The organism is Gallionella capsiferriformans ES-2 (assembly GCF_000145255.1).
Classification (GTDB): Bacteria; Pseudomonadota; Gammaproteobacteria; order Burkholderiales; family Gallionellaceae; genus Gallionella; species Gallionella capsiferriformans.
This window is the reverse complement of the sequence record NC_014394.1, coordinates 1,861,182-1,884,991: the sequence shown is the minus strand read 5'-3', so window position 1 is coordinate 1,884,991 and position 23,810 is coordinate 1,861,182. Positions and strand designations below refer to the sequence as shown.

The 23,810-nt window shown below is 52.5% G+C and carries 25 protein-coding genes; 14 read left to right on the top strand and 11 right to left on the bottom strand.

From position 1 onward, the window contains the following. Positions 1–41 precede the first annotated feature (41 nt). On the bottom strand, positions 42–1,247 hold the full coding sequence (dapC, locus tag GALF_RS08630; protein ID WP_013293674.1) for a succinyldiaminopimelate transaminase: 1,206 nt from the start codon (positions 1,245–1,247) through the stop codon (positions 42–44). Between the two features lie 669 nt (positions 1,248–1,916). Between dapC and GALF_RS08625 the strand changes: the two genes are divergently transcribed. The 10 genes from GALF_RS08625 to GALF_RS08580 all read left to right on the top strand — a co-directional run bounded on the left by GALF_RS08625 (position 1,917) and on the right by GALF_RS08580 (position 11,991). Next, the gene (locus GALF_RS08625) at positions 1,917–3,479 is read left to right on the top strand and encodes a hypothetical protein (protein WP_150102596.1); all 1,563 of its coding nucleotides are present in this window, start codon (positions 1,917–1,919) and stop codon (positions 3,477–3,479) included. A 31-nt stretch (positions 3,480–3,510) separates the two neighbouring features. Next, positions 3,511–4,800, top strand: coding sequence for a hypothetical protein (locus tag GALF_RS08620; RefSeq protein ID WP_013293671.1), 1,290 nt, complete (start codon positions 3,511–3,513; stop codon positions 4,798–4,800). Positions 4,801–4,886: 86 nt separating this feature from the next. Further along, on the top strand, positions 4,887–5,192 hold the full coding sequence (locus tag GALF_RS08615) for a hypothetical protein (protein ID WP_013293670.1): 306 nt from the start codon (positions 4,887–4,889) through the stop codon (positions 5,190–5,192). Between the two features lie 42 nt (positions 5,193–5,234). Then, positions 5,235–5,552, top strand: coding sequence for a hypothetical protein (locus tag GALF_RS08610; protein WP_013293669.1), 318 nt, complete (start codon positions 5,235–5,237; stop codon positions 5,550–5,552). A gap of 38 nt (positions 5,553–5,590) precedes the next feature. Continuing rightward, on the top strand, positions 5,591–5,974 hold the full coding sequence (locus GALF_RS08605) for a hypothetical protein (protein ID WP_013293668.1): 384 nt from the start codon (positions 5,591–5,593) through the stop codon (positions 5,972–5,974). 1,394 nt (positions 5,975–7,368) lie between these two features. Beyond that, entirely contained in the window at positions 7,369–8,247 is an 879-nt protein-coding gene (locus GALF_RS08600; protein WP_013293667.1) for a putative selenate ABC transporter substrate-binding protein, read from the top strand. A 2-nt stretch (positions 8,248–8,249) separates the two neighbouring features. Next, complete coding sequence (locus tag GALF_RS08595) at positions 8,250–9,071, top strand: phosphonate ABC transporter ATP-binding protein (RefSeq protein ID WP_013293666.1); 822 nt, start codon at positions 8,250–8,252, stop codon at positions 9,069–9,071. Then, complete coding sequence (locus GALF_RS08590) at positions 9,068–9,904, top strand: PhnE/PtxC family ABC transporter permease (protein ID WP_013293665.1); 837 nt, start codon at positions 9,068–9,070, stop codon at positions 9,902–9,904. The genes GALF_RS08595 and GALF_RS08590 overlap by 4 nt, the downstream gene beginning before the upstream one ends. Position 9,905: 1 nt before the next feature. Beyond that, positions 9,906–10,763: a phosphonate ABC transporter, permease protein PhnE gene (gene phnE / locus GALF_RS08585; protein ID WP_013293664.1), complete on the top strand. Its 858-nt coding sequence runs from the start codon at positions 9,906–9,908 to the stop codon at positions 10,761–10,763. Between the two features lie 334 nt (positions 10,764–11,097). Beyond that, on the top strand, positions 11,098–11,991 hold the full coding sequence (locus GALF_RS08580) for a DMT family transporter (protein ID WP_041938404.1): 894 nt from the start codon (positions 11,098–11,100) through the stop codon (positions 11,989–11,991). A 29-nt stretch (positions 11,992–12,020) separates the two neighbouring features. Here the strand turns inward: GALF_RS08580 and GALF_RS08575 are convergent, their stop codons facing one another. The 4 genes from GALF_RS08575 to GALF_RS08560 all read right to left on the bottom strand — a co-directional run bounded on the left by GALF_RS08575 (position 12,021) and on the right by GALF_RS08560 (position 16,828). Then, entirely contained in the window at positions 12,021–12,908 is an 888-nt protein-coding gene (locus GALF_RS08575) for an MBL fold metallo-hydrolase (protein ID WP_013293662.1), read from the bottom strand. Beyond that, a complete protein-coding gene (locus GALF_RS08570) occupies positions 12,905–13,780 on the bottom strand; it encodes an HDOD domain-containing protein (protein WP_013293661.1) in 876 nt (291 codons plus the stop codon). Before GALF_RS08570 ends, GALF_RS08575 begins: the two co-directional genes overlap by 4 nt. Before the next feature lie 78 nt (positions 13,781–13,858). Then, the gene (locus GALF_RS08565) at positions 13,859–15,553 is read right to left on the bottom strand and encodes a diguanylate cyclase domain-containing protein (protein WP_013293660.1); all 1,695 of its coding nucleotides are present in this window, start codon (positions 15,551–15,553) and stop codon (positions 13,859–13,861) included. 192 nt (positions 15,554–15,745) lie between these two features. Then, positions 15,746–16,828 carry a class I fructose-bisphosphate aldolase gene (locus tag GALF_RS08560; protein WP_223293685.1) on the bottom strand — a complete coding sequence of 361 codons (1,083 nt, stop codon included), beginning with the start codon at positions 16,826–16,828 and terminating at the stop codon, positions 15,746–15,748. A gap of 153 nt (positions 16,829–16,981) precedes the next feature. Here GALF_RS08560 and purT point away from each other — a divergent pair, with 153 nt between their 5' ends. From purT to zapE, 3 genes are read left to right on the top strand one after another with little or no spacing between them, the layout of a single operon-like run. Continuing rightward, positions 16,982–18,193: a formate-dependent phosphoribosylglycinamide formyltransferase gene (purT, locus tag GALF_RS08555; protein WP_013293658.1), complete on the top strand. Its 1,212-nt coding sequence runs from the start codon at positions 16,982–16,984 to the stop codon at positions 18,191–18,193. Continuing rightward, the gene (locus GALF_RS08550; protein WP_013293657.1) at positions 18,190–18,561 is read left to right on the top strand and encodes a VOC family protein; all 372 of its coding nucleotides are present in this window, start codon (positions 18,190–18,192) and stop codon (positions 18,559–18,561) included. Before purT ends, GALF_RS08550 begins: the two co-directional genes overlap by 4 nt. 1 nt (position 18,562) lies before the next feature. Continuing rightward, complete coding sequence (zapE, locus tag GALF_RS08545) at positions 18,563–19,690, top strand: cell division protein ZapE (RefSeq protein ID WP_013293656.1); 1,128 nt, start codon at positions 18,563–18,565, stop codon at positions 19,688–19,690. Here zapE and mnmH read toward each other — a convergent pair. Beyond that, on the bottom strand, positions 19,687–20,721 hold the full coding sequence (gene mnmH / locus GALF_RS08540; protein ID WP_013293655.1) for a tRNA 2-selenouridine(34) synthase MnmH: 1,035 nt from the start codon (positions 20,719–20,721) through the stop codon (positions 19,687–19,689). The genes zapE and mnmH overlap by 4 nt on opposite strands. 10 nt (positions 20,722–20,731) lie before the next feature. Between mnmH and selD the strand changes: the two genes are divergently transcribed. Next, a complete protein-coding gene (gene selD, locus GALF_RS08535; RefSeq protein ID WP_013293654.1) occupies positions 20,732–21,772 on the top strand; it encodes a selenide, water dikinase SelD in 1,041 nt (346 codons plus the stop codon). Between the two features lie 12 nt (positions 21,773–21,784). On the opposite strand, the gene GALF_RS08530 is transcribed toward selD, so the two are convergent. From GALF_RS08530 to queF, 5 genes are all read right to left on the bottom strand, one after another. Then, complete coding sequence (locus GALF_RS08530) at positions 21,785–22,045, bottom strand: hypothetical protein (RefSeq protein ID WP_013293653.1); 261 nt, start codon at positions 22,043–22,045, stop codon at positions 21,785–21,787. Between the two features lie 37 nt (positions 22,046–22,082). After that, complete coding sequence (locus tag GALF_RS08525; RefSeq protein ID WP_013293652.1) at positions 22,083–22,688, bottom strand: protein phosphatase CheZ; 606 nt, start codon at positions 22,686–22,688, stop codon at positions 22,083–22,085. 51 nt (positions 22,689–22,739) lie between these two features. Further along, positions 22,740–23,102, bottom strand: coding sequence for a nucleotide pyrophosphohydrolase (locus tag GALF_RS08520; protein WP_013293651.1), 363 nt, complete (start codon positions 23,100–23,102; stop codon positions 22,740–22,742). A 3-nt stretch (positions 23,103–23,105) separates the two neighbouring features. Next, on the bottom strand, positions 23,106–23,309 hold the full coding sequence (locus tag GALF_RS08515; RefSeq protein WP_013293650.1) for a hypothetical protein: 204 nt from the start codon (positions 23,307–23,309) through the stop codon (positions 23,106–23,108). An 80-nt stretch (positions 23,310–23,389) separates the two neighbouring features. Further along, positions 23,390–23,809 (bottom strand): preQ(1) synthase, encoded by a 420-nt coding sequence (gene queF / locus GALF_RS08510; protein WP_013293649.1) that lies wholly within the window; start codon positions 23,807–23,809, stop codon positions 23,390–23,392. Position 23,810: the final 1 nt, after the last annotated feature.

Below are 23,810 nucleotides of genomic sequence, written 5' to 3'. Positions count from 1 at the left end.
TATTCCTGTTTAGTAGTAAGTGGTGAGTGGGTAGTCGTGAGTTACTTGCTACTCGTGACTGACAACCCGCGGGTAAATTCAGCGATTCTTTGTGCGGCTTCCACGGTTTCGGCAGTTTCGGCAACTAACGCCAGTCGGACAAAATGCTCACCCGGGTTGATGCCCTGCGCGTGGCGGGCCAAGAAACTGCCCGGCAAAACGGTGACATTATAATCGCGATATAAGGCTTGCGCGAAGGCCGTATCCTTGATGGGCGTGCGTATCCATAGATAAAAAGCCGCATCCGGCAGAGCTACCGGTAAAACGGGCGACAAAATTTCCATCACGCGGGTGAATTTTTCGGCATACATGCGGCGATTTTCAGCGACATGCGCCTCGTCGTTCCATGCCGCGATGCTGGCGGACTGGATTACCGGATTCATCGCGGAGCCGTGATAGGTGCGGTAGAGCGCAAATTTTTCGATGACGCGCGCATCCCCGGCCACAAAGCCTGAGCGCATGCCGGGCACGTTTGAACGCTTCGACAGGCTGGAAAACACCACCAGATTTTTGTAGTCACCGCGTCCCAGTTGTTGGGCAGCTTGCAACGCGCCCAGTGGCGCCTCGTCAAAATAAATTTCTGAATAGCATTCGTCCGAGGCGATCACGAAATTGTAACGGTCGGATAGCTCAAACAGCGTTTTCCATTCCGCTATCGGCATCACACGCCCCGTCGGGTTGCCGGGCGAGCAGACATAAATCAGCTGGGTGCGCTGCCAGACCTCTTCCGCTAACTGGCTGAAATTCAATGCGTAATTGTCTTCCGGCAAAGTATTGAGAAAGTAGGGGGTCGCACCGGCTAAAAATGCCGCGCCCTCGTAAATCTGGTAGAACGGATTCGGGCAGACGACAGCAGGATCGGGGCGGTTGCGGTCGATCACTGTTTGCGCGAAGGCGAACAAGGCTTCGCGGCTGCCGTTCACTGGCAAGACCTGTGTCTTGAAATCGGGCGTCGGGATATCGTAGCGATGCGCCAGCCAGCTGGCGATCGTGCTGCGCAACGCGTCAGTGCCTGCCGTTGTGGGGTAACTGGCAAGCCCGCTCAGATTGTCAGTTATGGCCTCATAGATAAATGGCGGTGTCGCGTGTTTCGGTTCGCCGATCGACAGGCTGATCGCCCGGTAATCTTGATTCGGCGTGACTTCACGAAACAGGGCGGCGAGTTTCTGGAACGGGTAGGGCTGGAGTTTATTCAGGTCGGAATTCATTGCAATTGGGCATCGACGAAGGTGACGGACATTATAAAGGTCAGACGAGTGTCATCAAAACAAAATATCGTGCCGGCAGCCGATTTTCTTGGCGGGCAACCGGGTAATTTTGCCCTACCTAGCTAAGTAGCTAATACTAAATGAGGAAATAAGCTGATAAATTTCGTAGCACGGGCTAGCGCACCGTATTACGAAAACTTCTTTCGGCAAGCAAACTCACTATGGTCAACGTCGAAGCATGGACAGTCTGCAACGTATTTATAAGCTGCATCAGTCAATTTCATCTCGTCGCCACCCCGTAGAGTGTCAGACTTTGCATTTTCTTCATGCAGGTGTGCGAGCGTCTCAACCTGATCATTCAGTTAGCATGATGGGTGCCGGATACGGCAACCCGAGAAATGATCAGATAAAGCCTAGTGTCAGCTAATTGTCCTGCAATAATGAAGGCCAATGGGCGGGTGAGTGCCATCTGCCGACATTCGGGTGATGTGCTGATTATGTAGGATAGCTTGTTGTATAAAATCATCTTAGTCCTATAGAATCAAGTTGTTACAATAGATCAGGCCAGCTTGTACAGAACACTGCCCTGCATATGTTTAAATAGTTCTGTCTATTTCACGTTAGACCGCTGCGGCGGCAGTCTTACTACCTACCGGTTCCACTACTACTATGACTGAGAATAGCAAAACGGCATCTTCAACATCCTCTCCTACCTTGGCTAACGGCCATTCAGGTTCAACTGAGCTTGTTACGAGCGAAGAGCCACCGCAACGCAAGGCTCCACCGATTGCATGCGCAGTCGAGCAGTATTTTTCTGCAATTAGAGGAATTGGACAAACTGCACAAATAGCACTTCCGCATATAGCAAAGTGGAAAGTTGCGGAGGTGGAGAAAGCCCAGAAGAAGATAGAGAAGTTTTTCCCTGACTTGGAGAAAGAAGACGACGGACCTAAGAGCTTCACTCTTGATTCAGCGCGAGACTTTGCGGAATTCACCAGCACTATTGAGCAATTGGAGGAACTCCGCCACCAGAACTTTACGGAAATACTCGCCAAAAGTTTGTTTACACAGCTCTTTGCTGAATTTGATGCATACATAGGCGAATTGCTAAAGATTATTTATCTAAAGAATGACAAGCTACTCAAGGGGATTTCACGCGAAATATCCCTAACCGATCTTCTAGATTTCGAAGACCTTAACGCAGTAAAGCTATCGATGCTTGAGAAGGAAATCGAAACATTTCGACGAGACAGCTACATTGAGCAATTTTCCACACTTGAAAAGAAATTTAATCTGTCGCTAAGGAAGTTTAGTGAGTGGCCGCAGTTCGTAGAACTATCGCAGCGCCGCAATATTCTTACTCACAACGGAGGCTTGGTTAGCGATCAATACATAGTCGTGTGTGATAGAGAAGGGCACAAGTTTCAACCGAGCCCCAAGATCGGCGAGTCGCTCGGGGTGACATTCGAATACTTCGTAAGTGCTGCTCGGCTCCTTTCTAAGGTAGGTTTAATGCTTGCCTACACCCTTTGGAGCAAAGTATTCCCGAAGGAATTCGAGCAAATGCATAGTGCGCTCAATGACACACTATTCAAGTGCTTACAACAGAAGCGTTGGCATCTTGTGGCAGAACTCGAAGATTTCGTATTGAGCGTCCCAATGCGAAAGGACGTATCGGAAATCGACTTAAGAATAAGGATTGTCAATGCTTCGATTGGGTTGAAATTTGCCGGGAAAGACGCTGAAGCCGTGCGCCTCCTTGAGTCAGTTGATTGGAGTGCAAGCTACCGAGATTTCAAACTCGCTATAGCCGTTCTCCTGGAGAAATACGATGACGCGGTAGTGATAATGAAGAGTATTGGCAAGACAGGCGAAATACTCGAACAGCATGCTTATCATTCTTGGCCACTATTTACGCGATTCCGTGAGCGCCCGGAATTCTATGAAGCGTACTCCGACATCTACGGGGAAGCTTTTTCTGAAAAGGTCGACACAACAAAAGGCTCAGTTGAAGCGCATGCAAAATCATCAGCCCCCGGAAGTGTAGGCACGGGAACTGGCACGGTGATTGATGGAGTCGCGCATAAAGTCTCGACCGGCGCGTCAGCTATGGCACGTTCGGCACCCGCTCCCAAGAGAGGGAAATCCAAGACATCAGAGGCGCGAAGAGCAAAATCGTCTAACCCTGCGGTCCAGGGGACGCCGCGCAATAAGACCGCGCGGCGCCCCTGACCTCCACGTTAGAACTCTCAGGAAATAATCCATGGATACCACCGAATTTCCCATAGCTCTCCCAGCAGATCAGCAAGAGATACTGCCTTTGATTAAACGCTCTCTCTTGTCTGTGCGAGATGAGTTGAGAGATGACCCTTACATCATCGAAGCGGTAAGCGTCTTGCAAGTAGCAGGCTACCGGAGCGCAATCGGCTCATTTTGGAATGCAGTTGTCGACGATCTGCGAAACAAGATAACTTTCCGCAGCTTGAAGCTCTTTAATCAGTCCGTTGAGATTGGACGAGAGATAAAGACGTATGAGGATTTTCAGAATTTCGTTAATGACGATCAGTTGATTGATGGCGCATACAAAATTGGTGTAATTAGTTGGGAAGCATCCAAGGTTCTAAAACACGCAAAAGAAACAAGGCATATTTTTTCAGGCCACCCCAAGAGCAGCCCTCCATCTATCATTAAAGTGCTTTCCATGATGGACGACTGCATTAAGTATGTGCTCAATGCAGAATATCCGGCGCAAATAATTGATGTAAACGATTATGTATCTACTCTCAATGAGCAGTCATTCGATAGAAACCGGATTGCGATCGAAAGCGCCTTAGGCGACCTCCCTGATGTCTACAAGAACGAACTTGCCAATCGACTCTATTCGTCATACATACACCCCCAGTCAACAAGCGTCCTTCGTTCAAACATAGAATTTGTCGCTCCAATACTGTGGAAGGTCTTACCGAAAAGCGTCAAGGTTCAAGTTATTCGTCGTGTCGATCAAGAAATACAAAAGGGAAATGGGGACATCACAAATGCAGCATTTGCCTTTGTTGAAGTTGTCGAAGGCCTTTCCTATTTGTCCTCAGTAGCTCGCCGTTACAAGACTGAGCCAATGGTAAATGAGTTGGTAGACGCTCTCGACGATTTCCCACGGGAGAACATTGCTGTAAGGGCATTAGTGTCATATGCAAGCCTAATTCCGGAAGACTTGATTTCAACGTACGTGGCAAGTCTAACGAAGACCTACGTTGGCCGTGTCGGGTCAAGTGGTCGTTGGGCTCGAACTGATTTTTATGCGGATGGTGCTGCTCTTCACATTCCTGACATGTTCAAGAGCTTTGATGATGCAGCCGCACATGCCTTTGTAGATGGAATCAAAACAAGCGATCTTCTGAAGAGAAGAATCCAGTCCCCTGCAAAAATGCGTCGTTTACGTGCTTTGGGAAACCTTGTGCTTGAAAAGGCTTCCGACGGTTTCTCTGAAAAGAAGTTTTTGGAGTCTCTATGTGATGAGGCGCGAGAGGGCGAATTCTTCGACTTACTCAAATAGTTCTAACCCATCATTCAACACTGACTGGCGCGATAAAGCCGCGCCAGCCGGTTAATTCAAACGTTATGCCTAATTGGAGTTTCGCCATGAAGAAATCACTAGTCCCGCTTATGCTCTTGGTGTTCGTGTGCTCGGCACACGCTAGTGAAGAGGCTTCTTTGCAAGACACGATATTGGTGTCAAAAATGGCTGGCATTTGTGGAGTAATGCAGCAAATGGCATCCTTTCAATCAACCACTAAAATGCCAGGTGGTAGTGAATTCATTGAACGTTTCTGGCGTACAGAATTTGCCCGCCTTGGCAAAACTCAGGAAACATTTTTCAAAGAGTGCGAAGGTTCAATAGCCGCCTACAACCAGCTTTGGCAGGCGTCAGAGCAGTTGAAGAAATGATTGCGCATAATTAACGTTAGCCACCTTCAAGGAATACACAACATGACCAGATCGCATAAATTTAACCTTGCCCTTACGATAATACTTCTTGCACTGGCCGCGACAGGATGCACGACCATTAGCGAAAAAGCCTCAAAAATTCAATTTCACAGTCAGCTTAGCCAAGCTCTTGATGGTTGCAAACGGATCGCACCAGTTCAAGCGGTAGAAAGCCGATTCAAGCCACAAGCCACTGAATCGCTGAATGTGAAAATCCGCGAAGCCGCTTCTGACGTGGGCGCTGATTCAGTCGTGACATTAAATATGGAGGAAACAATGACTGAAGTTCGACTACAGGGCATTGCATACAAATGCTACTGATGCGAAGTTAAAACTAACCGAGACAAAAGGAGCATCACATGGAACTGTCCAGTATGGGCGCTAACCACAAAGAAGTTCAGATGAAAGCATTTTCGGAAAGAGACCCATCTCTTACCTTCGATTGCGAAACCGGAGGCTTAAAGCTCTTGGTGCAGCGCGCTGATGGGATGGGCAAGCAAGGTCAGTACGACTACACAGTCATGCTCAGCGCGAAAGACCTTAAAGCAATAATCGTGTGCCTCGCCAAGCAACGTAGCGCATTCGAGCCAAGTAAACTTCAAACTCTGCTTGAAGAATCCAGCCACTCATTGCTCCGGCTTCTTGTTGCAAGTAGCTTGCTGCCTTTTCAACTGGCACTAACCGAAGAACAGCTAAAACTTAAAGCGCTGAAAGAAAAGTTCGCCGCGAAAAAAGATGGCTAATTCACGTTATGCCTATTAGGAAGCAGTAATGCCAAAAACAAAAATAACTGTAGTTACCGTTGGGCATATGCCTGCTGACTTCAATAGAAAGAAGATAAAAGGATGGGATTGATCTGTATTTGAAATTGTTGACGGTATAGAAAGCTATTCACTTACCTGCGACTCTGATGGGCTTGATTGGGAATTTACTGACGAGGCTCTGGAAAACGTTCTTCCTAAACAATTCAATGGTGAATTTTTAATCGCTATTGTGAACGTGCCAATAGAGCTGAATTGGTATTCACGCCGCCTCTCAGCAAATAGAGTCGTTTTCTCATTCCACGAAATTAAAGAAATTCTTAGGTTTTCAAATATCTCTCTTGAGAATGTTATCTGTCGGCTCCTATACGCGTACACGCTGCTATACAAACGAAGTGGCAACCGCATACCCGAAAATTCGGAGCACACCAATTTTACTCATGACGAAACACGTGGCTGTCTATTCGACATGAACGGCATAAAAACAGATGTTGTTTACTCGTGCCACAACCCCATTATTTGTCCAGATTGTGTGGAGCGGCTTAGGCGAGAAAAAGTCTCTGACGAAACAATTGCCAAATGTCAGAGTGAGATTCGGCGAATACGAAAGGTGCTGTTTTACAGAATCACAGATTTTATTAAACAACATCCTCTGTGGTCATTGGCAATCTCCGCAGCGACAGCGATCATTTTGTGTGCGTCAGGGTCTGTGCTTGGCTCCTATGTGTACGAAGCAATCAAATAACAGGCATAACCCGCCGTTCAACACGGACGCGCACAAAAGCAGCGCGCGCCGGTTAGCTCTACGTTGACCGTCTGCATTGTCTCGGCAACAGCCCGTCGCGACAGTCAGCAATCCGGCAGGCTGAATAATTAACCCGAAAAAATCACCAATGCCCGCTTACGGGCTGTGTATTATCGGAACTGGTCATCTGCAAGGTGTCTGTTGCAGCCTGTCGACGCGTAAAATATCCAGCAATAAAGCTGGCGTCCGTGACCAGTAACAAGGTGCATTCGCCTGCTGGTAAAATGAGATCGGTCATACGTCATGGCGTCTGACACCGCCGCATCTGATAGAATGCGCCCCGCTGTCGTACCTGTTTTTGTTGGCTCGCCGTAACGCCGTTTCATTTTTAAGTGAATCGGGTCAGACGGCCTGCGTGAAGCTGACATTATTTGGGAACGATGGAATGTACCGTATCAACGCGCTGCCAGTGTGCAGGTCTGCAGATCCTATGGGGTACGAGCGCCAGTCTTTGCGCTTGCATAGCCGGCATATCCGAGCTTTTTTCGTCCATGAAAAATGGGCGGAGTATCATCATTTCTGCCGTTCCCCTGCATTTCATGACCGCGCCCACTATTTATAAAGGGTAACCATGACTTGTTCTATATCTTCAAAATCTATCAAATCACTCATTGCAACTGTGTTCGCCTCAATAGTACTGTTGTCGGCCACCCCGTCCTTTGCGGAACAGGTATTGCGCGTGTCGGCAATTCCGGATGAATCGCCGACTGAATTGCAGCGCAAGTTCAAGCCGCTGGGCGAGTACCTTGAGAAGAAGCTGGGAATGAAGGTGGAATTCAACCCTGTCACCGATTACGCGGCATCCGTTGAAGGTCTGGTCAACAACAAACTGGATATGGTCTGGTTTGGGGGGTTTACTTTTGTGCAGGCCAAAGTGCGCAGTAACAACCAGGTGATCCCGCTGGTGCAACGTGAGGAAGACGAAAAATTCAAGTCCGTTTTCATCACGACGCGTAATGAGATTACAAAGCTGTCTGACCTGAAGGGCAAGACATTTACTTTCGGCTCGGAATCTTCCACATCCGGTCATCTGATGCCCCGCTCCTTTTTGCTTGCAGCCAAAATTAATCCGGAAACGGACATGAAGCGCATCGCTTTTTCCGGCGCGCATGATGCGACGGTCGCTGCTGTTGCCGGTGGCAAGGTGGATGCGGGCGCGCTGAATATCTCCGTATGGGAGAAGTTGTTGTTGCAAGGCAAGGTGGATGCCAATGTTGTTCATGTGCTCTACACCACTCCGGGTTTTTACGATTACAACTGGAGTGTACGCGCCGACATGGCACCGGCATTGCGCGAGAAGTTAACTAAGGCATTCCTCGCGCTGGACAAAAACAATCCTGCCGACAAGGAAATTCTCGATTTGCAACGCACTGCCCGCTTTATTCCGACCAAGGCGGCAAATTACAGTGCGATTGAAAGTGCAGCAAGAAGCGCAGGTATGCTGAAGTAAGCATGTCGTTCGTATTACGCGGCATCAGTGTGCGCCATGCTTCGGCTGAGCGTGGGGATTCATGCAATGCCCTGAATGAAGTCAGTGTGTCGATCAAACAGGGTGAGCAACTGGCCTTGATCGGTCCATCCGGCGCTGGCAAAACGACCCTGCTGCACACCCTGGCTTGTGCTCATCCGCAAGCCTCCGGTGAACTGTCCGTTTTTGGGGTGTCGCCCTGGAAGCTGAGCCATGCCGAGCGGCATGCACTGCGCGCACGTCTGTTCCTCGCTCCGCAGACTCCTCCATTGCCGCCGAGGCAACGCGTGGTGACCACTGTTCTGGCGGGATGTCTGCCGCAGTGGAATATATGGCAAGCGATCGCATCGCTGATCAGGCCAAGCAATCCTGATGCAGCGTATGACGCGCTGGCGCGATTCAATCTCCAGGACAAGTTGTATGCGCGAGTGGATCGTCTGTCGGGAGGCGAACGTCAGCGTTGCGGGATGGCGCGCCTGCTGGTCTCGAAAGCAGATGCCTTTCTGGTGGATGAGCCGCTGTCCGCACTCGATCCCATGCTGGCACAGCAAACTTTGACTACCCTGCAACAGGAGGCGGCAAGTCGCAATGCCACGCTGATATGCAGCCTGCATCAGGTTGAGCTGGCACTCAGTTGTTTTCCGCGCATTGTCGGCCTGCGCGATGGTCGTATCGTATTTGATGCGCCTCGGGCAAAAGTGACGGAAGCGATGATTACCGAGCTTTACCGCCATGCCGTGCAGGATGAGCAGCGTGATGTTCGCAGGCGCCAGCGCGCATTCATGTACCCTGCTGACCAGCTATGAGCATGCTCGTTAAAGCCGCACATCACCCGGACCCTGCCTGGCGAGGCCGTATCGCGGCGACCCTTGTTGCCTTGATACTGTTGTGGCCCATGCTGGTTGCAAGCGAGTTCAAGCCGTGGATATTGCTGGATGCACAAAGTCTGCAGGCGACCTGGGGCTTTCTTTCCGGATTTTTCCCTCCCGCACATTCCAGGGAATTCCTGTTGCTGATCCTGGAGGCAACCTGGCAGACCATCGCTATTGCCACTGCCGGGCTGACTTTGGGGCTGCTCGGCGCAATCCCGCTGACCCTGCTGGCAACGGAATCAATGTCGGTCTCACTTTTGGAAACCGGGCGGATGCGTCTGTCCGGCGCCATAGTCAGGCAAGCTGCGCGCTGGTTGTTGGTGTTGCTGCGCAGCGTACCGGAACTGGTTTGGGCATTGCTTCTGGTACGTATCGTAGGTCTTGGGCCGACTGCCGGGGTATTGGCCATTTCACTGACATACAGCGGCATGCTTGGTAAAGTTTACGCTGAGATACTTGAATCTTCAGAAGCACATGCGACCCAGTCGCTTCTGAAGAATGGTGGCAGTCGGCTGGCTTCATTGATTTATGGCGCCTTGCCGGCATCGGCATCAGAGTTAGTGTCCTACACCACCTTCCGCTGGGAATGTGCGATTCGTGGCTCGGTAGTAATGGGGTTTGTCGGTGCAGGTGGAATCGGTCAACGCATGGATGAATCGATGAAAATGCTGGCCGGGAGTGAAGTGTCCACCATGCTGATCATCTTCGTGCTGCTGGTGGCTTGCGCTGATCTGGTCAGCACTTTCTTACGTAAGCGACTGGGATGATATGAAGTCTCCTCGAATTCCCGCTCCGCCTGTTATCGAACCTGCCACCGGTGTATTGCTGATTGGTTTGCTGGCATTGGTCGGTGTCAGCTTTTATTCGCTGACTATCAAATGGGGGGAGCTTTTCAGCGCCGATGCATTGCGTTCTTGCATGGAGTTTTTAAACGGCTTTGTACCGCCTGAGTTAGCGGCGCCGTTCCTGATCAGGGTCGCTGAGGGCATGCTGGAAACGCTGTCCATGTCGACATTGGGGACAGTCATCGCATTTATATTCGGTATCACATTGGCTTTGCCTGCCAGCGCAAGATTCGGCGCAACAGCACGCTCGCTCATTCGTCTTGCGCTCAATATATTGCGCTCGATTCCCGAACTGGTTTGGGCTGTCATCGTGCTGATTGCTGCAGGACTGGGACCCTTCGCAGGCACGCTGGCGCTGGCATTGCACACGACCGGGGTGCTGGGCCGACTGTTCGCTGATGCGCTTGAGAATTTGCCTGATGCGCCTGAGGCTACTCTGCGCATTAACGGCGCCTCTCCGATGGCTGCATTCTTTTATGCATCGCTACCGCAAATCCTGCCGCAATTGATGTCCTACACGCTGTATCGCTGGGAGAACAATATTCGTGCCGCAGCCATTCTGGGGGTAGTCGGTGCAGGTGGGTTAGGGCAGATGCTGAAATATCATCTTTCACTGTTTCAGATGCATCAGGCTGCCAGCGTTATTATCGCGATGCTGTTGATGATCACCCTGGTTGATGGCATCAGCTTCCGGCTCCGACGCCAGCTAGTTGGAAATTACACGTCATCGCGAGTAGCAAGATTGGCGTGTTCAATTGGGAGGAAAATTTTCAGCGGCTAGCAGATCAGTCGAACGACTGTACAGGTTCGACTACCCTTCTTGAATTGGATGACAGAAAGAGGCAGGTCATGAACGACGGCAATGTCTCGATTGCTATTCCCGAAGGGCCGCATTCCGGTTTTCAATTTTTTAAAGGAAGCTGATCTTTCGCTGTCCGGAAACGGGATGGTAACGTGCTGGCATTGAGTGTTAATCTCCGGTGTTGAAAGCTAAGAGGTTAATAATTCTTTCATGCGTGTACTATTAAACGGGGTAGGGTGTGAGATAAGAGTGAGTTTATCCGCACGCAGGGCTGATGCCGGCACTGAAAATTTCTGGACGTCTGGCGACAATAATGGCTTTTAATTACAATAAAAACAATTTACTACCTGCTTTTGGAATTCTCTCAGGGGCACTCGTCTGGGGGCTGATCTGGTATCCTTACCGCGTATTGCAGGATGCCGGGATCTCGGGGCCGTTAGGCACGCTGATCACTTATACGCTGGCGATGGGGTTAGGCGCATTCATGCTGCCGCGCGTGTGGCGCGAATTTTCAACTGCGGGCTGGTGGGCGCTGGGGTTGCTGCTGAGTGCCGGCTGGGCCAATTTTGGCTACGTCCTGGCGATGTTGCACGGCGAAGTGATGCGCGTATTGCTGCTGTTCTATCTGGCGCCGGTGTGGACGATCCTGTTTTCCTTCTGGTTGCTGGGCGAACGTTTAAATCGCTACGGCTATCTGGTGATCGCGCTGTCGATGAGCGGCGCGTTCATTATGTTGTGGGAACCGGCGTTAGGCATTCCTTATCCGCAAAACGTCTCGGAGTGGCTGGGACTGTCAGCCGGAATTAGTTTTGCGTTGTCCAACGTCGTATCGCGTCGTGCAACCTGCCTGAGTGTCGAAACGAAAACCTTTAGCATCTGGCTGGGTACGGCGATGCTCACCGCGCCGCTGCTCGTGTGGCAGGGCGGACTCCCGGCGCAGGGGATCGGGGGTGAGAGCTGGCTGATACTCGGATTGATCAGCATCGCCTTGTGTTCGGTCAGCTTTGCGGTGCAGTATGGTGTGACGCACATGCCGGCCAATCGGGCGATGCTGCTGTTTTTGTTCGAACTGGTGATCGCCGCCGTGGCTTCCTATTTTCTGGCGAATGAAGCGATGGGGTTGCGCGACTGGCTGGGGGCTGCGCTGATCGTGTCGGCCAGTTTGCTGTCAGGGAAGCTGTATGTCGAACCTGAAGTTAAAGCCTGAGCCCTTTGAATGCAGTGCGAGCCACGGCTTCAGACCTCGATTTCCTGCCCTTCGCGTGCCAGCCTGACCTCTAGTTGCCCCAAGATGCCGGCGTTGCGTTCGAGTGCTTCTGCAAAGACGCGTTCGAGTTCATCGTCGCTGCGGGTCGGTTCGTGGTGAGTGCAATAAAGGACCTTGGCGCCGGCATTCAGAGCCAGTTTAATGCTGCTGTCGAAGGTGCCGTGCCCCCATCCTATTTTGGCCCGGTGCTCCTCGGGCGTGTATGAGCAGTCAGCAATCAGCACATCGACGCCGCGTACAGCATTTACGATGGCGAGGCACTGTTCATCGATCAGTGCCTGATATTCTGCATAGCCCTCATCTTCCAGGTCATAGATGTTGAAATGGGCTTCATGGTCGCCGGTAAAAAATATCGATTTGCCATTGCAGTCGATGCGGTAGCCCAGATTGATCACCGGATGATTGAGCAGGGTGGGCGTAATGGTGGCGTCGCCCAGGGTCAATGGTGTATTCGGCATCAAGCTGACATATTCAAATCTCGATTGAATTTCAGCCTCGCGTACCGGAAAAAAACTGTATTGCAGCTGTACGTTGATAATGCGTTCCGGACCGTCACCCGTAACGGGATCGCGCGCACCGTAAAGTTTGATCGTGTTGCCGGGGATGAAGATGGGAATGAAAAAGGGCAGGCCCTGAATGTGATCCCAGTGGCTGTGTGTATTGAAAATATGGGCGGTGACCGGCAAATTTTTGAGTAGCGATTGCGCCAGCGGAAAAATGCCGGTTCCGCCGTCGAGTATGATCAGCTGATTGTCGTCGCTGCGGATTTCGATACAGGTGGTGTTGCCACCGTATTTGACGGTCGCAGGGCCCGGGGAGGCGATAGAGCCGCGTACGCCCCAGAATTTAATTTTCATGTTCGGCTCTCCCGTGCGGCCTGTGCAATGATCTGTGCTTCACTTGTCAGGCGTGATATATCGCCTAAGTCTGCGATGATGTCCTGTAATGAACCGTTGAAGCGCTCGCACAGCGCCGGCGGCAACGCTTCAACGATCAGGTTGCCTGCATTGCCCAGAGCCAGTTGTTTGCTGATCTGATTGGCGACGAACAGGCAACTTTGCACGGTGTTGTCCGGCGCCGCGTCGTCATGGTGAGTGCGTATCGTGTTGGTGAGCGCTGCAGGGAAACGCCATTTTTCGACCAGCATGCCCCCGAGGACGGTGTGATCCGTGCCGATGATTTGCCGCTCGGCGGCGTGCAATGAGATATTTGTGTGCGCGGCAAGCGTTAATGCGGCGGTAAATTCCGCCTGCATAAACTGGGCAAAAACCACTTTGCCGAAATCGTGCAGCAGACCGGCGATGTAACAGTCGGCAGGGTCGGTATCGTCATCGCTGTATTTTTGACACAAGGTGCGCGCCAGAATCGCCGTTGACAGCGAGTGATCCAGATAGCCCTGAATGTCGAAGCCCAGATTGCCCTGCGGGGGCAGTGCGCCCATGGCGGCAAACGAGAGTGCCATGTTTTTTAGCGTGTTGAGGCCAAGATACACCATGGACTGGCTGACCGAGGTAACCTGCTTGGGTAGACCGTAACAGGCTGAATTGATCACCCTCAGTAATTTCATCGTCATCACAGGATCTTGCTCGATCACCATGACCAGCTCTTTAGGGCGGCAATTGATGTCGCGGGAGAGTTCCAGAATACGCTGCACGCTTTTCGGAAATACAGGCATGCTCTCCACCGCAGCGGACAGTCGTAGCGTAAGCTCTGTAGAGATTTTTGTCATGGGTTGAGTGTCTGGCGGGCAGGGCGGCGGAAAGAAGCCGCCAAGCCCGTTTTACGGAAATACGTATAAAGAGGCAAGCTATTGTCCTGAGTTCGAGAAATAGACAAAGCGGTTGCGTCCTTCCGACTTGGCTGCGTACATGGCTTTGTCCGCACATTTAATCAGGCCCTTCGTGTCCATGGCATCCTGCGGATAATTTGCGATGCCGATGCTCGCCGACACATGGTAGCCAGTCTCATCGTTGACAAAGAAGAAGGGTTGCGACAATTTATCGACGATGTTTTTGGCGACACGCAAGATCTGGGTGGCATCGCTAAGCTCAGGAAGAATAACGGTAAATTCGTCGCCGCCGAGTCGGGCCACGGTGTCCGCTTCGCGCACGCAACTACTGATGCGGCGCGCAACCTCCATCAGCAATACATCGCCGTTAGCATGCCCTAAGGTATCGTTGATTTCCTTGAAATAATCCAGATCGATGAAAAACAGCGCGAGCGGCAATTCGGTGCGATGCGCAAGTTTAATGGCTTGATTCAAGCGATCCTGAAACAAGCGGCGATTTGGCAGGTTAGTCAGCGGGTCATAATTGGCCTGCCAGTGTATCAGCTCATCCTTCTGTTTCTTTTCAGTGATGTCAGAGAATTGCGCGACAAAACGATAGATGCTGCCGTCCTGATGGCGCAGCGCGATGATATTGACCGATTTTGCGTAGAGTCCGCCATCCCTGCGCTTATCCCAGATTTCACCTTGCCAGTGTCCCTGGTCGATAATCGCACGCCACATCTTGCGGTAAAACTGGATATCGTGCTGACCGGACTGCATCAGTCGCGGGTTTTTTCCGCGCACTTCATCCAGTGTATAGCCGGTGATCCGAGTGAAGGCGGGATTCACATCCACGATCAGATTATTCTCATCGGTTACGACGATGGCATCCGCATTCGATTGATAGATGGAGCTCGCCAGCCTCATCGACTTTTCGGAGTTATACAGCGACTCCGACATCTGGTTGAAGGTACGGGCGAGTTTTCCGATTTCGTCCTGATTGCGCTCATCCAAGGGGAGAGGAACAAAACTCGCCATGCTGCCACAGCGCTGCATGCTTTCCATCGAGGATTGCAGTTGCAAGATTGGTTTGATGACGTGGCTGATCAGCCGGCTGGTGGCAAAAAACAGTAGCAGTTGCAGCAGGATTTGACCGAGCCACAGCATGCCTTGCGTGCGCCGGATGGCCTTGAAGTCATCCGTCATGTCGATGGTGATACTGGCCGCACCGTTGACGGAACCCGCTTCTACCTTATGGCAAGTGAGGCAATTGGTGCCGCGAAAATTGCTGCTGGCGATAAAGGGTACGACGGTACGCAGGGTAGGGGCGATTGGGTCTTCATTGAGCAGGAAGTCCGTTTTTTTGGAGCTGATCACGCGCTTGTCCATCTCGTCGCGCACCTGCTCTTCAGGTAGTCCATAACCGAACTGGTCTTGTACCTGACGGGTTCTGATAATACGGACTTCTTTGACGTTTTCCGTATCGCTCATCTTGTTGATGAACAGCAGGCGCTGATTCGGATCAGAAATCGTGCCATTCAACATCATCATGTTCATGCCGTTGATGATGCCATCGGCGGAAACGGTCGCCCGCCGCTCGGCGCCATCGAGAATTTCTTCCTTGATGTGCGCCATAATCCAGATATGGGCGAACGACAGCGCAAGGAGCAGCAGCACCTGAATCGGGATGTTTAGTTTGCTTCCAATGTCTAGGGTTTGCCACCAGTTTTTCATTGCGCGGTAAGGTTTTCTAGGCGTTGGAGTTCGTCGGTATGTGATATTACCGTATTCGTGCCCGTATGGGCTAGATTTGAACTTATTCAGCGTTAAAAATTTTTAGCCGGATTAATTGCCAGCTGCGGTTTGAATCAGCTTGAAGTTACAGTTGATTTCTACTATTTAATTGTTTTTAATCAATAGATTGTCTTATGCAATGGTCACGTTTTGATCAAGATAGACGTCTTGGATCGCATTGAGCAGTTCTATGCCTTCATTCATCGGTTTTTGGAAGGATTTACGCCCGCAGATCAATCCCATACCGCCGGCGCGTTTGTTAATGACCGCCGTGCGTACCGCTTGATGCAAATCGTCATGGCCGGATGCGCCACCTGAATTGATCATACCCACGCGCCCCATATAGCAATTGGCTACCTGATAGCGCACCAGATCGACCGGATGTTCGCTGGTCAGTTCGCTGTAGACACGGGCATTGGTCTTGCCGAATTTAATGGCAGTGTAGCCGCCGTTGTTCTCGGCCATTTTTTGTTTGATGATGTCCGCATTGATGGTCGCGGCCAGATGATTCGCCTGTCCCGTTAAATCTGCCGCAACATGGTAGTCGATGCCATCTTGCTTGAATGCCGGATTGCGCAAATAAGCCCATAATACCGTCGCCATCCCGAGGTTGTGCGCGTGCTCGAAGGCTTCTGAGACTTCCTGTATTTGACGGCGCGATGGTTCAGAACCGTAAAATACCGTAGCGCCGACGGCCACCGCCCCCATGTCGAAAGCCTGATCGACGCTGGCGAACAGCGTCTGATCGAATTTATTCGGGTAAGTGAGCAGTTCGTTGTGATTTATTTTGACGATGAAGGGGATTTTATGCGCGTAGCGGCGGGCAACCGAAGACAGTACGCCCAGCGTTGAAGCGACCGCATTGCAACCGCCTTCAAGGGCCAGTTTGACGATGTTCTCCGGATCGAAATAGATCGGGTTGGTCGCGAAAGAGGCGCCGCCTGAATGTTCTACTCCCTGATCTACCGGCAACAAGGACAGATAGCCTGTACCGGCTAGCCTGCCGTTGTCGTACAGTGATTGCAGGCTGCGTAGCACAGCGGGCTTTCGGTCTTTGATCGCCACCACACGATCCACGTAATCCGGGCCCGGCAGGTGCAGAGATTCTTTTGGAATGCCGCTGCATTGGTGGCCCAGCAGATAGTCTGATTCGTCAGCCAGTAATTGCACGATGTCGGTCATGATCTTACCCCTTGGGTTGAGAATGTTCGTCATATTACTCCTGTTTTAATTTAAATATCTAATTGATAGATATAAGATTTTCCTGATATTTTCTAGGTAAAATATTAGCTGATTGCAAGGGGAGGTCAGGATGCACAGGGTGTCGCGGTGTATAATTTCTTCCATTTAATATTGAAGGTTTTAAAAATGTCTGCTCCTTCCTCTGTCATCGGTACGCCGCTTAGTCCTTCCGCCACCAAAGTCATGCTGCTGGGTAGCGGGGAGCTGGGCCGCGAAGTTATCATTGCCCTGCAGCGCTTAGGGATCGAAACCATCGCGGTGGATCGCTACCCGGATGCGCCGGGTCATCAGCTCGCTCATCGCGCCCATGTGATCGATATGACGGATGGTGCTGCCTTGCGCGCACTGGTTGAACTTGAGAAGCCGGATCTGATTGTTCCGGAAATCGAAGCGATCGCGACCGACATGCTGGCACTGATCGAGAACGACGGCTTAGCGCGCGTGATCCCTACCGCACGGGCGACCAGGCTTACCATGAACCGCGAAGGGATCCGCCGTCTGGCAGCGGAAACGCTGGGCCTGCCCACTTCCCCGTATCGTTTTGCCGACAGTCTGGCTCAAATGCGCGCGGCGATTGAAGAAATAGGTTACCCGTGCATCATCAAACCCGTGATGTCATCGTCCGGCAAGGGTCAGTCCAAGGTGGATACGCCCGATGAAGTTGATGCCGCATGGGAATATGCCGCTAGCGGCAGCCGTGTGAATCAGGGGCGGGTGATCGTCGAGGGCATGATCTGTTTTGACTACGAAATCACGCTGTTAACGGTGCGTGCGCTGGGCGCGTCCGGCCACACTGAAACGCACTACTGTGAACCGATCGGTCATGTGCAGGTGCAGGGTGACTATGTTGAGAGCTGGCAGCCGCAAGTGATGTCGCCACTGGCCTTGCAGCGCGCGCGCGACATTGCCGGCAAAGTGACCGGCGATCTGGGCGGCTTGGGTTTATTTGGGGTCGAATTGTTCGTCAAAGGGGATGAGGTGTGGTTCAGCGAAGTCAGCCCGCGTCCGCACGACACGGGGATGGTCACGATGTGCACACAAGCACAGAATGAATTTGAGCTGCATGCACGGGCGATTTTAGGGTTGCCGGTCGATGTTACTTTGCGTGCGCCGGGTGCGTCTGCCGTGATTTACGGACAGATGGATGCCAAAGGGATTGCCTTCGAGGGCGTGGCCGATGCGCTGCGCGTCCCGGGCAGCGATATCCGGTTGTTTGGCAAGCCCGAATCGTTCTTGCGCCGCCGTATGGGGGTTGCGCTGGCGACCGGGGTTGACACCGATGAGGCGCGTGCGCGCGCAAAACTCGCGGCTGGCCGCGTAAAACCTGTCAAACCATGATCACCGGCATTCATCACGCGACTTTTTTAACGGCTGATCTGGCGCGTGCGCGCGCTTTTTACGAAGGCGTGCTGGGTTTGTCGCCGGATGCCGCTCGTCCGCAGATGAGTTTTGAGGGAATCTGGTATGACGTGGGCTGTGGGGCACAGATACATCTGATGCTGCTGCCCGACCCCGCTGCGGGGTTGCCGCGCCCCGCGCACGGCGGGCGCGATCGCCACGTGGCGCTGACCGTAACCGACATGGCGGCCTTGGTGGCGCGACTCGATCATGCGGGTATTGTTTATACTCTGAGTCAATCCGGTCGCCGTGCGCTGTTTTGCCGCGATCCGGATCAGAACGCGCTGGAATTTATCGAGGTGGCATAACGTGCATCAGGATGACACGGGATTGGATCCTAAGGCCTGGTATCGGGCCGCATGCGAGCAAGGCGGATTTACCTGTGATGCCGCGCAGACGGCCGCGATCAACGAGCTGGAAGCTTTCTGGCAGCAACTGGTCGAGTTTAAAAGCCGGCGCGATAAATTTTTGGGGCGCAGCCTGTTGAGTCCTGATGTGCCCCGTGGTTTGTATATCTGGGGCGGGGTCGGGCGCGGCAAGACATTTTTGATGGACGGTTTTTATCATTGCCTGCCGTTCCGCCGCAAACGCCGGATTCATTTTCACCACTTTATGGCCGAAGTTCATCACGAGATGAAACTGTTGGCGCATACCCCCGATCCGCTGATGGCGTTAGCCGATACGATTTCGCATTCCACCCGTCTTTTGTGTCTGGATGAACTGCATGTGGATGACATCGCCGATGCGATGATACTGGGCCGATTGTTGGGCGCTTTGTTTAAACGCGGCGTAGTGTTGCTCACCACCTCTAATTACGCGCCGGATGATTTATATCCGAACGGCTTGCAACGCGAGCGCTTTTTGCCGGCGATTGCGCTGATGAAGCAGGAACTGAAAGTCTTGCAGCTGGCAGGCAATAACGATTACCGGATGATGCAGATGGTGCGGGATCCAATCTTTATGGGCAGCGACGAGGCGGGCAGGATGGCGTCGTTGTTTGAGCGGCTGACGGCAGGGGCAACTTCGCCGGTGAACTCCGAGATCCGGATTAACGCGCGCCGCGCATCGCGTGAGATTATTTGGTTCGATTTCAAGGTGTTGTGCGGGGGAAATCACGATCAGGCTGAATACCTGTTGATCGCCCATCGTTACCATACAGTCTTTTTATCGGATGTCCCGCGTATGACGCACGACAACGCCTCGGCCGCGCGTCGTTTTACCTGGCTGATCGATGTCTTTTACGATAATCACGTCAAACTGGTGGCCAGTTTTGCCGTCGCGCCCGATCAGCTCTATGACGCCGGGCGGCACGACAGCGAGTCGCAGCGCATCGCAAGTCGACTGACGGAGATGCAGACGCATCGCTATCTGGAAACGCCACATCAGCGACTGGGCGAAGCGCGCACCGAATTGGCTGTTGCGAGTGTTGCAGCTTAAAAACCCGCGGCTATTTTCAGCAATGCCTGAGCACTGAGATCAGTGAGTTGAATCCTCTCAGCAGCGGGGAGTTTTTCGTAGTGTTTCGAGGTGGCGCGCAGGTAACTCGGATCGTAATGCAGCGTGAGCAATTCGCCCACCATCGTAGAAAAATCGCCAGTCTCGATTAAATGAGTCCAGCATTGCAATTGTTTTTCGCCGTGAAACTGGCGCAGCGCCTGCAAATGTTGAATCAGCAAGGCCGGTTGATCAACGTAATGCGGATAGTCTTGCAGCAATCCCTCGACGCGCGCGGCCAGCGGCACTTCCAGCAGCGTACATGCGCTTGCATGCATGCCGGCGACCAGCGCGGGGGGTAGCGTGACGAGGCCGATTTTATTGCTTTCGGCTTCCACATAGACGGGGCGGGCAGGATCGAGCTTTTGTAACGCCAGCAGCAGGTTGCTGTCGAAGCCTTTTTGCGAGGGTTGCGGCTGATCCGGCAGGCGACCCAGCATCGAGCCCCTGTGCTGCGCCAGATGCTCTAGGTCCAGCACCTGATGCCCTTCTGCGGCCATTGCGCGGAGCAGGCGCGTTTTCCCCGAGCCTGTTGGACCACAGATCACTTGATAGTGGTAGTTTTGCGGCAACACGGCCAGCTGATCCAGCACGGAGCGCCGGTAGGTTTTGTAGCCGCCTTCCAGCTTGTGCGCGGCCCAGCCAACCTGCGAGAGGATGATGCTCATTGCGCCGCTGCGCTGTCCGCCGCGCCAGCAGTAGATCACTGGACGCCAGGACTTGGGATGATCCTTGAAGCGGGTTTCCAGATGGCGTGCGATGTTTTTGGCGACCATCGCAGCACCCACCTTGCGCGCTTCGAAGGGCGATACCTGTTTATACAGGGTGCCGACGATGATGCGCTCTTCATCGCTGAAAACCGGGCAGTTGATCGCGCCAGGAATATGGTCTTCGGCAAATTCAGCCGGCGTGCGCACGTCGATAATTTCGTCAAACAGGGCCAGTTGTGATAGGTTTGCGGTTCTGAACAGCATTGAGGAACCTATGTCGGAAGTAAAGTTGACCCAATTGTCTCACGGTGGCGGCTGCGGCTGCAAAATTGCACCGGCACTCTTACAAAAAATTTTAGGCGATATCAAAGACAAGTTGCCCTATCCCGATCTTCTGGTCGGTACGGAAACCTGTGATGATGCGGCGGTGTACCGTTTAAACGACAGTCAGGCGATTATCGCAACCACCGATTTTTTCATGCCCATCGTCGATGATCCCTATGATTTTGGCCGTATCGCTGCGACGAATGCACTGTCCGATGTGTATGCGATGGGCGGCACGCCCATCATGGCGCTGGCGATTGTCGGCATGCCGATCAATAAACTCCCTGTCGAGGCAATCCGTGCGATTTTGCAGGGCGGTGAGTCGGTTTGTCGCGCCGCCGGCATTCCACTGGCAGGCGGACATTCGATCGACTCCCCCGAACCGATCTACGGGTTGGTGGCGATCGGGGTGGTGCATCCTGACCGGTTGAAGAAAAACAGCGCGGCCCGTGCGGGGGATGTGCTGATTTTAGGCAAAGGGCTGGGCGTGGGGATTATGGCCGCTGCGCTGAAAAAGGGCGCGTTGTCAGCTGAGGGCTATCAACAATTGATCAGCAATACCACGAAGCTCAACACGGTTGGGCCTGCGCTCTCGGCGATTGATAGTGTGCATGCGCTGACCGACGTGACCGGATTCGGTCTGCTCGGACATTTGCTGGAAATGTGCCGGGGCGCGGGGCTGACGGGAGAGGTAAGCTTTAATCAGGTGCCGATATTGCCCGCTGCGCTGGAATTGGCGCAGGCAGGTTATGGTCCCGGTGCGATTGAGCGCAATATGGAAAGCTACGGGTGCGATGTGCAGTTTGCAGAGGGGATATCGTCCTGGCAGCAGCGCGTGCTGGCCGATGCGCAAACCAGCGGCGGCTTGCTGGTGTCCGTCGCACCCGATGCGGTTCAAGAAGTCTTGGCGTGCTTTCATCAGGCAGGGTTCGAGCAGGCTGCGGTGATCGGTGTGATGAAAGCCGGGAGTGCGAAAGTCGTCGTCAGTTAAGGCTTGCTTTGTTCAGGATCGCCAAACCAGAAAGATGGCAAAAGCGATCCAGAACGGCAGGCTGTAGACAAGAATTTTGCCGAACAGCATGTCGCTGATATGAAAAAAATGCACCAGATACGGCACGTATTGCAAGCTGCTGGCCGAGACGCTCAGCAGAATGAGCGCCCCGGTAATCTGGGCAATTTGTGTTTTTTTCTCGATCGCTAGCCGGATGCGCGATTCAGCCCAGTCGTATAAACTTTCCGCCCATTCGTCCGGTCTGAATTTCATGGTTTATATCTGTACTTAGGTTTTAAATAATCAGACCTTACAGGCCGAGCGAGGCTAACAGGTCATCCACTTCATCCTGTCCTTTGACGCTGTCTTTGATTTGATTGCCCGGTCCTGCGGTCAATCCTTCGGTGCTGATCAGAGAGTCCTGGGTATTGGGCGCATATTCTTTGAGAATTTCGAGCAGTATGCTTTCAACTTCAACCGCCGCGTTGACGATCTTGTTGACCATTTGCCCCGCGACATCGCGAAATTCCTGCGCCTCCATGATCTGCAGCAGATTGTGACGCATGGTTTCCTCGCTCATGGCGATTTCACCCAGCTTAGAGATGGTTTCCATGATGAGTTCTTGCTGTTCGGTAAACACCGCATCCGCCAGACGGATAGACAAGTCGCTGCAGATTGCGCGATTCCGGGCGGTCATCGGCAGCGAAGTTTCGACAGCGCTAATGGTCAGTTCCGAGGCATCGTGCATGGATTTGTCGATAAAGGACAGGCGGTCGCGCGCGTCCGGCATGGTTGAGGCTGACTTCTCGAGTTGTCGGGTGTGTCCGAGCTCTTTGAGTATGCTGTGCAGCCTTGCGGTTGCGTGACCAATCTTTTCAACTCTGACATCCGTTATAGGCGTGCGTTTTTTGCTCATGGTGTCTGACTCACTGTTCGTTCGTTGAATGATCGTGAAAGGGGCAAGCCTTCACGACCGGTAATCGCTGTATTTCATGGCGCTGCCGTAAACCTGATCTGCCGGATACTTTAATGCATTTTTATCGATCTTGCGCATGGCCGCAGCAAATAAATCTACCCCGAGTTTGTCAGAGAGGCGCACCAGATACAGCAGTACATCGGCCAGCTCATCGGCAACCTCCGCCATTTTTTCGGTTGTGAGCTGCTCCGATTGCGCAGCGGTGAGCCACTGAAAGTGCTCCATCAGTTCAGCCACTTCGACCATCAGTGCCATAGACAGATTTTTTGGCGTATGAAATTGGTCCCAGTCGCGCACCTGAGCAAACTCGCGCAGTTTCTCGCGCAATACCTGCAAATCAGATGGAGCGTTCATCGGTCAATTGAGCGTGTGCTGATCGGTGTCCATTTTTAACAGCAAGGCGTCGACGTCCAGCGCGACGAGGCAATGCGGCAGCGTGACCGGTTCGGCATCAGCGATGTGCATTCTCAGTTGAGGCCATGGCATTTCATCTGCCGGCCGTAAGGATAAATCGCTGCGTTCGATTTCATAACTGCTCATGTTCATGGTAACGATGCTCATGTCACACCTCCGTCTGTTACGTTAAGGGCGCGTGCTCCCTGTTATACATGTTATCGGTGCAATGAAACAAAAGCTGAGTGCTAACCGCGCGTATTTGATTGGCTGCCGAACTGGGAGAGTTCAACGAACGGGGCCGGCATCCAGTTATCCTTGCGGTGTTCAGCCACAACGTTAGTGAAGATGCCGCCGCGCACGTAAAATTTGGCGGTCAGGCGCATAAAGCGCGGTTGCGTGGCTTTGATCAGATCATCGAGGATGCGGTTGGTGACATCTTCGTGGAAGTGACCTTCCTCTCTGAACGACCACATGTAGAGCTTGAGACTTTTGAGTTCGACGCATTGCTGATCGGCAATGTAATCGAGTACCAGCGTCGCGAAATCGGGCTGGCCGGTCTTAGGGCACAGGCAGGTAAATTCGGGGATTTCCATATGGATGTGGTAATCGCGCGACGGGTTCGGATTCGGGAAGGTTTCCAGTGCTTTGGTGGGTTGGGTCGTCATT